The 12,271-nt window shown below is 42.1% G+C and carries 9 protein-coding genes and 1 pseudogene; 9 read left to right on the top strand and 1 reads right to left on the bottom strand.

The window, feature by feature from the left end; all coding sequences use genetic code 11:
• The 8 genes and pseudogenes from L3V38_RS16805 to L3V38_RS16770 all read left to right on the top strand — a co-directional run.
• Positions 1–99: pseudogene (locus L3V38_RS16805) on the top strand (elongation factor Tu); the annotation flags it as partial.
• A 287-nt stretch (positions 100–386) separates the two neighbouring features.
• On the top strand, positions 387–1,976 hold the full coding sequence (locus tag L3V38_RS16800) for an alkaline phosphatase (RefSeq protein ID WP_130149263.1): 1,590 nt from the start codon (positions 387–389) through the stop codon (positions 1,974–1,976).
• Positions 1,977–1,987: 11 nt separating this feature from the next.
• Entirely contained in the window at positions 1,988–3,784 is a 1,797-nt protein-coding gene (locus tag L3V38_RS16795) for an alkaline phosphatase (RefSeq protein WP_237120078.1), read from the top strand.
• Between the two features lie 76 nt (positions 3,785–3,860).
• On the top strand, positions 3,861–4,577 hold the full coding sequence (locus L3V38_RS16790; protein ID WP_237120077.1) for a hypothetical protein: 717 nt from the start codon (positions 3,861–3,863) through the stop codon (positions 4,575–4,577).
• A gap of 99 nt (positions 4,578–4,676) precedes the next feature.
• A complete protein-coding gene (locus tag L3V38_RS16785) occupies positions 4,677–5,342 on the top strand; it encodes an SDR family oxidoreductase (RefSeq protein ID WP_237120076.1) in 666 nt (221 codons plus the stop codon).
• A 138-nt stretch (positions 5,343–5,480) separates the two neighbouring features.
• Positions 5,481–5,861 carry a hypothetical protein gene (locus L3V38_RS16780; protein ID WP_130149266.1) on the top strand — a complete coding sequence of 127 codons (381 nt, stop codon included), beginning with the start codon at positions 5,481–5,483 and terminating at the stop codon, positions 5,859–5,861.
• A complete protein-coding gene (locus tag L3V38_RS16775; protein ID WP_237120075.1) occupies positions 5,858–8,194 on the top strand; it encodes a fatty acid cis/trans isomerase in 2,337 nt (778 codons plus the stop codon). The genes L3V38_RS16780 and L3V38_RS16775 overlap by 4 nt, the downstream gene beginning before the upstream one ends.
• Positions 8,195–8,288: 94 nt before the next feature.
• The gene (locus L3V38_RS16770) at positions 8,289–10,037 is read left to right on the top strand and encodes a response regulator (protein ID WP_237120074.1); all 1,749 of its coding nucleotides are present in this window, start codon (positions 8,289–8,291) and stop codon (positions 10,035–10,037) included.
• A 15-nt stretch (positions 10,038–10,052) separates the two neighbouring features.
• On the opposite strand, the gene L3V38_RS16765 is transcribed toward L3V38_RS16770, so the two are convergent.
• On the bottom strand, positions 10,053–10,676 hold the full coding sequence (locus L3V38_RS16765; protein WP_130149269.1) for a hypothetical protein: 624 nt from the start codon (positions 10,674–10,676) through the stop codon (positions 10,053–10,055).
• Between the two features lie 129 nt (positions 10,677–10,805).
• On the opposite strand from L3V38_RS16765, the gene modF reads away from it, so the two are divergent.
• Positions 10,806–12,263 carry a molybdate ABC transporter ATP-binding protein ModF gene (modF, locus tag L3V38_RS16760; protein WP_237120073.1) on the top strand — a complete coding sequence of 486 codons (1,458 nt, stop codon included), beginning with the start codon at positions 10,806–10,808 and terminating at the stop codon, positions 12,261–12,263.
• Positions 12,264–12,271: the final 8 nt, after the last annotated feature.

The raw sequence follows: 12,271 nt of genomic DNA, 5'->3' as shown, positions 1-12,271 counted from the left end.
CTAATCGCTCCAATCGCGATGGACGAAGGTTTACGCTTCGCTATCCGTGAAGGTGGCCGTACAGTTGGTGCTGGTGTTGTTGCAACTATCGTTGAGTAATATCAACAGATAGAGCTTCACAGCTTATGAAAAGGTCGCCTAGGCGGCCTTTTTTAATGCCTAAAGAAAATGAGTTGAGCATCCACTCATTATTACTGCTACTTTTTATTCCTCTAAAACTAATGGCTTAACTTACCACTAGACTTCCTCTTTTGTTTCATCATTTCGTCATGAAAAGTCACTTTTTAAGTAACAAAACGGTTTTACCATAACCGCGCTGATTACTCTTGTGCAGTTTAGTTAGCACTCTAACTCTTTAAAAAATAACGTACTAACGGAACGTAACGATGAAAATTAATAAAATTGCCACTGCAATTGGCTTAACGTTGGCATTATCAGCCACCGCCAATGCGGGCGTGTTACCAGATAGTCAAAAACAAAATGATTGGTATAGTGCCGCAGAAGCTAAAGTAACAAAAAAAGAAGCGGCAGCTCAGGCTGAGCAAACGTTTAAAGCAAAAAATGTCATTCTATTTGTTGGTGATGGTATGGGTATCTCAACGCTCACTGCATCCCGTATCATGGCAGGGCAAATGGAAGGTAAAACGGGTGAAGAAGGCTTACTCAGCTTTGAGGAATTCCCTTACTCAGCGCAAATTAAAACGTATAACGTTGATGCACAAACACCTGATTCCGCAGGCACCATGACGGCAATTATTTCAGGCGTTAAAACGGATGTGGGTGTTATTGGTGTTAATGAAAATATTGTGCGTGGCGACTGCTCTACAGTTGCTGGTAATGAGTTAATTACGGCAACAGAGCTAGCTGAGATTAAGGGCTTGGCTACAGGCGTTGTTTCTACAGCACGTATCACACACGCAACACCAGCAGCGACCTATGCAAAATCGGCTGATCGTAACTGGGAAGATGTATCAGATATGCCAGCTGCTGCGATAGAAGCTGGTTGTGAAGACATAGCCTCACAACTCGTTAATTTTGAGAAAAATTTAGAAGCGCGTTTTGTTGGTACGGATGTCGATGGTCTTGATGTGGTAATGGGCGGCGGTCGTCGTCACTTCTTACCAAAAGATGTGTCATTTAATTCGGCTGATGCTGTCAGCAGTGTTGAAGGTGACCGTACCGATGAGCGTGACCTAACTGCTGAATGGCAAGCAATGTACCCTGATGGCAAGTATGTGATGGACCAAGCTGGCTTCGATGCACTGGTAGGCGACGAGAAAAAAGTCTTTGCACTGTTTAACGAATCACATATGCAGTATGAAGCAGATCGCGATAATGACGTTGCAGGTGAGCCTTCACTTTCACAAATGACAACTAAAGCAATCGATATCTTGAAGAGTAATGAAAAAGGCTTTTTCTTAACTGTTGAATCAGGTCGTATTGATCATGCTCATCACGCAGGCAACGCTTATAACGCGTTAAACGATACTATTGAATTTGCTAAAGCGGTTCAATCAGCAGTCGATAACACAAACCCTGAAGAAACGTTAATCCTAGTTACCGCTGATCACAGCCATGTATTTACGATTGCTGGCTATCCTAAACGTGGTAATCCAATTTTAGGTCAAGTAGTTGCAGTTGGTAGCGAAGAGCCAAGTCTTGCTGCAGATGGCATGCCTTATACCACCGTTGGTTATGCAAATGGTTTAGGGTTCCGTGATTTAGGCGATGAAACTGATGCAGATGCATCATACAACGACGCTGCTTTTGCTGGCCGCGCTGATTTAGTGGGGGTTGATACGACTGCACCAGGTTATCACCAAGAAGCCATCGTGCCGTTAAGTTCAGAGACACATGCTGGTGAAGATATTTCATTGCATGCGAAAGGTCCAGGTGCGCAACTTGCGCAAGGGGTTGTGGAGCAGAATGTAATTTTTCACATCATTAATCAAGCTCTCGAACTAATTGAAGAATAATGGCGACGACGATGAAAAAACTAAATTTAATTTCTCTTGCTGTAGTAGTGGCATTAGCGGGTTGTTCTGATGATGATGACAACTCACCAAAAACGTTAACTGTTGAAAACACACTCGCTGTGGGGTCAGAGCAGTGTGTAAACGGTGGAACAGAAACGCTAACTGGCACCGATAGCAATGATAACGGTACGTTAGACTCAGCAGAAGTTACCGATACAACTTTGTCATGTAATGCACCGGCAACCACTTTAACAGCAGCACAGCTAGCGCCGCTTACAGATAATGACTGGTTTAAAGAAGCGCAAGCCAAAGTGGCTACTAGCGAAGAAAACATTGCTGCAGTTGCGAAAGACTCAGGTAAAGCGAAAAACGTGATCCTGTTTGTAGGTGATGGCATGGGTATTTCGACCGTGACTGCTGCACGTATTATGGCAGGTCAGCTAGAAGGTAAGCTAGGTGAAGAGCACCAACTTAGCTTTGAAGCCCTACCGTTTTCTGGTTTTGCTAAAACCTATAACGTGGATGCGCAAACACCTGATTCAGCGGGCACGATGACGGCAATGGCATCAGGTGTAAAAACCGATGCAGGTGTTATCGGCGTTGATGAAGATATCGAACGTGGTAACTGCGCAACGGTTGCGGGTAATGAGCTGGTAACAGCGACGGAGCTTGCTGAGATTGCTGGTAAGTCGACAGGGATTGTATCGACTGCGCGTATAACGCACGCAACGCCTGCTGCAACGTATGCAAAATCGGCTGATCGTAACTGGGAAGATGTATCAGATATGCCTGAAGCTGCAGTTACTGCTGGCTGTGAAGATATTGCATCGCAGTTAGTGAACTTCGAAGCGAACTTAGAAGCACGCTATGCAGGCTTAAATGTTGATGGTTTAGAAGTTGTGATGGGCGGCGGTCGTCGTCATTTCTTACCTAAAGACGCTACATTTAACTCAGCAGATGCTGTGAGCTCTGTTGAAGGCGACCGTACCGATGGTCGCGACCTAACCGCAGAATGGAAAGCGAAATACCCAGCGGGTCAGTATGTGATGGACCAGGCAGGTTTTGATGCAATCAATGCAGATACAACAGAGCGCGTATTTGGTTTGTTCAATGAATCACATATGCAATACGAAGCAGACCGCACGAACGATGTTGCTGGTGAGCCGTCACTTTCTGAAATGACCGCAAAAGCAATTGATGTACTCGATAACAACGACAATGGTTTCTTCTTAACTGTTGAAGCAGGTCGTATTGACCATGCTCACCATGCGGGCAATGCATACAATGCATTAAGCGATACCGTTGAGTTATCAAAAGCAGTGCAAGTTGCCCTTGATAAAACCAGTATTGAAGACACGCTAATCATCGTAACAGCTGACCATAGTCACGTATTTACCATTGCAGGCTACCCAAAACGCGGTAACCCTATTTTAGGTAAAGTGGTGCCAGTGGGTAGTGATGAGCCATCACTTGCCGCCGATAATATGCCGTACACAACGGTTGGTTATACCAATGGCGGCGGTTTCCGTGACCTAGGCGATGAGACCGATGCTGACGCAGGTTATAACTTTGCACCAGTGACAGGCCGCGTTGACCTAACTGATGTTGACACAACTACACCAGGCTTCCACCAAGAGGCTGTTGTTCCACTGGGTTCTGAAACACACGCTGCAGAAGATGTGGGTGTGTATGCAGTAGGCCCAGGTGCGCATTTAGTAACGGGTACTAATGAGCAAAGCCTTATTTTCCATGTTATGGATTATGCCGCTGACCTTGTTAAACAAGCCGATGCTAAATTAGCACAGTAATGAGTTTTTGGGAGGCTCTGAGCCTCCCTTACTCTGTAAGTTATTGATAGAAAAACGTAGATAAAAAGAGAATACAGTGAAAGTAGCTATCTTAATTGCCACATTAATGAGTCCACTCGCCGTTGCTGGCCAATGCAACATGAATACAGGTTTTACGCAAGCTGACTACAAAGTCACGACAGATACTATTACTAAAAAGCAGCATACAGAAAGCACCTTTACCCTTTGGCGTACGCCGCATCAAGTGGCTAAACAAAACCCACAGTTTATTGAATTATGGCAAGAGTTACGGAACCAACAAATAAGACCAATTCGTTATTTTCAAGAAGCTCAACGCGGTATTGAGTATCAACCCTCAGAAGTGCAAGGCAAGCAAGATTGGAGTAGTAAATATCAGTTAGTCAGCGATAAACTTTTAGCCTCAATGACGCACCAGAGAAGTACAGGTGAAGGCTGTGAGCTAACGGAGTATTACACAAAGCAGCAAGGTGAGAGCAAGATAGAGCTAAGCTGGCTTGCAAATCAAAAATTACTAAAATCAATTCGCATTTCAACACCAAGCTATAGTCGTGAAATTGTTTTAACAGCCAGTAATCATAACCAGCAAGAAGTGCAGGCGCAGTTTGCGAAATGGGATAGCTATCAAACGACAGATTACGCAGACATCGGTGATAATGAGAGCGACCCATTCCTTGCAAAAATGATCAACCAAGGCTTTGTTGAGCATGGCGCCAGCGGTTTTTATGATGCCCAAGGCAATCAGTTACAAGGCTCACATAAACATCATCATTAGTAAGAATGATCAGCCATCACAGCTAATGGATTTTAGCTCTTGGTTTTTTCTTATTAACCCCAAGGTTATAGGGTACATGATAATTTTAGGAGTGTGGTGATGACAAAGCATGTTGTGGTAACGGGGGCGAACAAAGGTATTGGTCTTAATTTTTGCAAGCAATACGTGGCTAGAGGGTATCGAGTAACCGCCGTTGTTCGCATCCCAAGTGAAGAGCTTAAAGCATTAGATGTCAAAATTATTAGCGATATTGATGTAGCCAACGCCGATGATGTTACCACTTTAGCGAGTCACCTTCATGGTGACAAAATTGATATTTTGATTAACAACGCAGGTGTTTTTCATAATGAAACTTTAGACGACATGGACTTTAGCGAAATTGAAAAACAACTTCATGTGAATGCCATCGCCCCTGTTCGAGTCACCCATGCATTAAGACAAAGTTTGGGCCTTGATGCGAAGGTTGCGATGATCACATCACGAATGGGGTCAATTGCTGACAATGGTTCAGGTGGTTACATTGGTTATCGTATGTCTAAAGCGGCACTCAATGCTGCAGGTGTGAGCTTGGCACATGAGCTTAAAGATAAAAAAATTGCGGTCGGATTATTCCATCCGGGATTTGTGCAAACGCAAATGGTTAATTTTGCAGGTGATATTAGCCCCAACACAGCAGTAGAGCGTTTAATAAAACGTATTGATGAACTAAACCTAAGTAATACCGGAGGCTTTTGGCACTCCAATGGTGAAACCTTGCCTTGGTAAGACTAAGCTCACCTTGTTTAAAAATAGGGTAGTTAGTAGTTAAATTGCTGCTAACTACTGATAACTTTCGCTAATTTTTGAACTTATTGTTTGCTATACTCGTACAATTGAAAGCCATATCGATGTAGAGAGCAGCACATGGAATTAGAGCAAAATAGCGATTTAACTCTTCCCCTTTTTTATTTTGACGAGAACCTTCACAGTCGTGATATTGAGTCCCCAGATTTACTTTTGCATGTCACGCTCAGTGAAGAGTTGCTTACTCAGCTTTGTCAAAACCCTGCGCAAGATAGCAGTGTAGCTATAACGCTGACAGATTACCGCGTTGATGTTATTAGCGCTGATTACCAATCGCTTATAGATACAGAACACGATGCTCAATTAACCCTTGTTCGAGGTCCCTTGTTAAGTGCAATGTTGAGCACTGAAGGGGAGCATAGCTTTGTATCGCCACAGGTCGATATGATGCCAACATTTGATTTAGGTGATGACATCGAAGATAGCGAGGAAGAAGGATGAAAAAGGCCTTAACCACGCTGTTTGGTTTAATATTATTAAGCGGTTGTGCTTATTTAGGGGCAGCGCATTACGATGAGCTTTTTGGTAAAGAGCAGCCTCAAGAACGAGTAGTCGGAGCAGCCTCACCTGAAGGTGTAGAATTTTTAACGGATGTAAAACCTGTGCTTGATAGCCGATGTGTTGTGTGCCATGGCTGTTATGATGCACCGTGTCAGTTAAAACTGTCATCAGTGGAAGGAATTGATCGTGGCCTTAGTAAAGAGCGCGTTTATGATGGGACACGTTTACTTGCTCAAGAGCCTAGTCGTTTGCTCTTCGATGCAGTAAATACCGCTCAGTGGCGTGAAAAAGGCTTTACTCCCGTGCTCAATGAGCGCATTCAAACTGAAGAAGCCAACCTTGCAGGCAGTGTGCTTTATAATGCCTTAGTACTTAAGCAAAGTAGCCCATTACCAGCGCAAGCAATTTTAGGCGATGAATTTGATTTCAGCCTTGATCGTGAGCAAACCTGTACCACAATGGGTGAATTCGATTCATTTGCTAAAGATAACCCTCACAGTGGTATGCCTTATGGTTTACCGGGGATTTCAACTGAAGAGTTTCAGCACCTTGCTAAGTGGTTAAGAAAGGGGGGATATTTAGCTCACATCGAACCACCAGAGCCCGATGTTCTTGAGCAGGTTAAGCGTTGGGAGGCATTTTTTAATCAAGATGATTTAAAAGCTCAGCTAGCTGCGCGCTATATTTATGAACATTGGTATTTGGCCCATATTTACTTCCCTGAGCATGCTGATAAGCATAGTTACTTTAAACTTGTGCGTTCATCAACCCCACCGGGGCAAGATATCAAAGTAATAAGTACTCGTCGTCCTTATGAAGATCCTAAAGTTGAACGAGTTTACTATCGCTTAATGCATGATCGCTCAACTATTTTAGCGAAAACGCACCTGCCTTTAGCACTTAATGATGAGAAGCTTGAACGTATACGTTCGCAATTCATTGACGCTGATTATCAGGTGAGTAAACTTCCGAGTTATAAACCTGAAGTTGCATCAAACCCATTTAAAGCATTTTCTGCAATCCCTGTTAACTCACGTTATCAATTTATGCTTGATGAAGCTGAGCTGATAATTATGGGCTTCATTAAAGGGCCTGTATGCCGAGGTCAAATAGCCTTAAATGTTATTAATGATCAATTTTGGGTAGCCTTTGCAAAGCCTGAAATGGCAGCTACACCTAAAGTGGGTGAGTTATTATTACAGCACGAAGATGCACTTGCATTGCCAGCTGAGGAAGAGAGTAATGCTTTACCAATTTCAAGCTGGGTAAAATACTCTAAACGTCAAAACCAGTATTTGTCAGCAAAAGTCGCGTTGGCCAATAAAATGTTTGAAAATGGCCAACATTTAACAACAGACCTACTTTGGCAAGGTGACGGACATAACCAAAATGCGGCGCTAACAGTATTTCGTCATTTTGATAGCGCAACGGTTGTCAAAGGTTGGATAGGCCAGCAGCCAAAAACAGCGTGGGTGCTTGATTATGCGTTGTTTGAACGTATTCACTACTTGCTGGTGGCAGGCTTCGACGTGTATGGCAATATAGGCCATCAGTTACTTACCCGTTTATATATGGATTTTTTGCGTTTAGAAGGTGAAGCGAATTATTTGGCATTGCTACCAGAGGCTAAACGTAAGGAAATTAAAGCGCAGTGGTATCGTAAATCGCCACCTAGCTTAACTAATTTCTTTGAAGATGAGTTGTCGTTTAGTCAGCCAACAGGCATTGATTATAAAACATCAGATCCGCAAGCAGAGTTGTTCACTATGTTAAAAGCAAAGTTGCAGTCTGTTTTGAGCCCTCGATTTGACTATACAAAGGTACCAGAGCCGTTAGCCAGTATTAATCATTTACCTGTAAAGGCAGTGAATCTATTGCCACAAATATCGTTTGTGTTAGTAAAAGATGGCACTGATAAACACAAGGCATACACACTTATTCATCATAACGCTCACTATAATATTTCGAGCTTGTTGAATGAAGAAGGGCAACGTGCTTATGCGGAAGACACCGTCACTATTGTGCCAGGTTTTATTGGTGATTACCCTGAAGCTATTTGGTATCTACATAATGAACAGCAAGTCGCTGCGTTTGCATCTGGGCTTGCAAAAGCAACGGATGAAGCTGCATACCGAGATTTAAAAAGTGAGTTTGCAATTCGCCGAACCCACCCGCAGTTTTGGCAGTACAGCGATATTTTGCATAAAACGGCAAAAGAATACCGTGGTGTTGAGTTTGGCTTATTCGATTACAACCGCTTAGAGAATAGGTAATAACGAGTAAGTAGTATGATTTATAGAGCCTATCGCTGTAGGCTTTATAAATCTTTTTATACTACACTGAATATAAAAAATACTTGAGTCGGATATGTTAGATCTGGTTGTAGATATCAGAAAACGATATCGCTGGGGATTGTTGGCAATCGCCATTTTAATTTCGGTATCTGTGTCTTTGATGCAGTATCTACTTTATATTCAAAAAGGTGATGCGCAAGTTATTAACATCGCTGGTAAACAGCGCATGTTGTCACAAAAAATAGCGCTTTATGGAAATGCGCTTATCTTCGAAAAATCAGGGCAAACACATCAGCATCGCATGCTATTGCAGCACGCTGTAGAGCAATTCGTGGCGGGCCATCAGTTTTTACTTCAAAAAGATAGCAGTGGACAGTTTCTTTATTTAAATGATGCGCTAAAGGCTCACTATTTCTCTTCTCCAACACAACTAGATTTGCACGTTAAGCAATACATCAGCAAAGCGCAGCAACTATTAAATAGTCGCTCTAATTATGGCACTCAAGGTCGCTCCCCATTTAGTAGTGAACATTTAGAAAAGCTTTTAATGGATTTAGATGAAGCTGTTTATCTGTTAGAGCAAAGCGCTGTTACCAAGGTAAAAGTCATTTCTATATTAGAGGTTATTTTTTGGATTATTGCTATTGGGCTACTGATTGTGGAGCTTATATTTATCTTCAAACCAATGGAAAAGCTCATTGCAAAAACAATAAAACAATATCAGCAACAAAAAGAAGTTGTAGAGCGTGTTAGCCACAATAAAGAACGTTTTATAGCCCGCGCCAGTCATGAATTTAGAACACCATTGCAAGGACTGACAGCGTCAATAGAGGCGCTGGATATTAATGATACTCAGCAACTCACAAAAAAGCAGGCTTTATACTGCGTAAATAGGTTAGTCTCAATGCTGGATGAGCTACTTGATTTGCAGAAGCTTACTACAGGGGAGTGGCAGCTGAATTTAGCACAAGGGAATTTATTAACTAGCCTTAAGCAGGCCGTTACTCCTTTTGAATATGCGTGTAATGATAAAAAAATTACTTTTACGATTAACTTTGCAGAATCAGTAAACAAACAGGTCATTAGTGATCATGGGCGACTCCAACAAGTATTTGCAGAGCTTGTAAACAATGCTGTCAAGTTCACTCCAACACAAGGGCGTATAGCGGTTACCGCCAGTTGCCAAGGAGAGAAAGGTTTTGTATTTGAGGTGCAAGATAATGGTAAAGGGTTTGACCACTCATCCAGTGATTTTTTAAATGACGAGCAAGATGCAGAGCAGCATTTTCAAGGTTTAAAAACGGGACTGTTCAGGGTAAAACAAATTATTAAAGCGCTTGAAGGGGATATTCAGTTTTTTAATGTCCAGCCCCATGGTGTGAAAGTTGTGGTTAAGCTAGCCTTTAAGCAAGCACCTAAAGAGGCAGCTAAGGCATTATTACCTAGTAACTTGCATTGTTTGATTGTTGAAGATAACACTTTAAATGCGACAATATTGGGCCGTATTCTGAGCCAATTTAATTATACTTATGATATAGCGCCAAACGGTTTAATCGCGACAGATATGACCGAAACTAAGCCGTATGATGTGATATTTATGGATCTTAACATGCCAGTGATGGATGGCTTTCAAGCAATCGACATAATTAGAAATGAGCAATGTCAACTGACGCCTATTTTGGCTGTAACAGCCAATACCTCCAGTGAAGATTTGCAACGCATCTATGCGTTAGGTGCAAACCTTCACTTATATAAACCAATAACAGCCGAAACAGTAGAAAAAGCCTTGACGATTATGTTTGCTGAAAATAGAGCAGAATAAGCGCCATTAAAGGTTTTAGTTACTGACTTTTATATCGCCGACACCCACCTCAACATCAATCTCAAATTGCCCATTACCACTATACTGTGAGTGTGAACTGACAATTTTTCTGCTTTGTTTTGCTTCATTTAGCATGCCACGAATTTTTGTATCACCCACACCTGTTTCCAGCTCAATACGTTTGTAGTCATCAAGTGCACTATCGATACGCACAGCTCCCACTCCAAGCTCAATATCCACAGAGTTGCTTGTATCATTTATTTCAATGTCACCCACACCGAGCTCTACATCAATCGCCATTGTGTTGGGCATTTTTACTAACCAATTTTGTTGAATGTCATCGTTATCAAGCTTTAAGCTCAGTGAGCCTGCGTTTTGTGAGTGACTTAGTTTAATATCTGATAAGTCCATCTCAGAACCAAACCAACCTGTATCGTTTTTGGGCTCAATACGCACTGTGACCACTACTTCACTGCCTGCGTAGTTTTGTACTTCTAAGCTGCCAACTGGAAAATCGATTTCAAGCTGGCTTGCGCCATTAATTGTAAAGGTGTGATTGAGCTCTCGTGAATCTTTTGCTGTAGAGTCTGAAGTTGCCAGTATTAGACCTATTGCAGCCACACAAAGTAATTTTTTCATTGTTTTTTTCCTGTAAATGACCTTTTATACCTTAGTCGCAGCTGTATTCAAAAAAGGTTTAAACGATTTTTAATTTTTTATTGAATGGGGTAACGTCAAGCTAACGGTAATTTAGAATGAGGATTCAACGTGCAACAAGTGCAGTTGGTTAATGTTAGAGCTGGCCTAAAGGGGCAGGGTAATGATGTTTATTATTTAGATGATCTTAATATCAATGTATCGCGATTGCAGCAATGGGTTTTACTTGGCGCTAATGGCGCGGGTAAATCAGCGGTAGCTGCTGCCATTGCTGGCTTTGCAAAAATAGAACAAGGCCACTATGAGAATAGCTTTGAGCGAATTGCATTGGTCTCGCCAGACAGCCAAAAGCAGCTCCTTGCGGCTGAGCTAACAAAAGATCAAGATGACATTGTTGATGGTGTTACTGCCTCTAGCACCGTTTACAAGATTATGATTGCTGGCCGTGATGAGCAACAGTTTGATGGTAAGTTGCTACAACAATTAATTGCCATGTTTGATTTTAAAGATAAGCTTAGCAAGGCGTTTCGCGATTTATCAACCGGAGAAACCCGTAAGCTATTATTAATTCAAGCTTTGATAGGGAGACCAGATTTACTTGTGCTTGATGAGCCGTTTGATGGTTTAGATGTCACGGCAATGGCCGAACTTAATCAGCTACTCGCAGAGCTTAGTAAAACAACAACCCTCATTTTTGTACTCAATAGATTAACTGAGATCCCTGACTTTGTTGATCACTACGGCTATGTTAAAGAAGGTCATGTGGCTCAGCAATTAGCAAAGCCAACAACCGAGCAGCGCGATGATTTACTAAAGCTATTGCATCTAACTCATACTGAGTTACAAATACCTAACGCAGATACTGATCATCAAGCACCCCCGCTCACAGAACCTATGCTGGTAAGACTAAATAATGCTTCAGTGAGTTATGGTGGTGAGGCAGTTTTTGAAAACCTAAACTGGCAAATAAACCAAGGCGAACATTGGCAGTTAACCGGCAAAAATGGCTCAGGAAAAACCTGCTTGCTGAACCTTATCACTGGCGATAACCCGCAGTGTTATAACAACGATATTAAGGTGTTTGGTTTTCAGCGTGGCAGTGGTGAGAGTATTTGGCAAATTAAACAGCACATTGGTTATATCTCTAATGCGCTGCATATGGATTATCGGGTTAGTATCACTGCACTCAATACCCTTGTATCGGGTTTTTATGACAGTATTGGCCTTTATCAAAAAGCCACTGATAAACAGCTAGAAATTGCTACCAATTGGTTAGCTTTGCTGGGTTTAAGTGACAAAAAAAATAGCTCTTTTAGTCAGCTATCCTTTGGTGATCAGCGATTATTATTGATTGCGAGGGCGATGATAAAACACCCTAATTTATTAATTTTAGATGAGCCTTGCCTTGGCCTTGATGAAGCAAATAGGCAGCGAGTGCTATTACTGATAGAAAAAATCTGTGCCGCAGGGACAAGTACTGTCGTGTACGTTAATCATCATGCAAGTGACAAAATCACAGGTATTAAACACTATTTAGAGATGGCTGATTTCACAAAAAAAGCGCCATAAAAGGCGCT

Source organism: Pseudoalteromonas sp. L1 (assembly GCF_021728095.1).
Taxonomy (GTDB): Bacteria; Pseudomonadota; Gammaproteobacteria; order Enterobacterales; family Alteromonadaceae; genus Pseudoalteromonas.
Note: the sequence above shows the minus strand (reverse complement) of the source record. Positions and strands in the feature narration are given on the sequence as shown.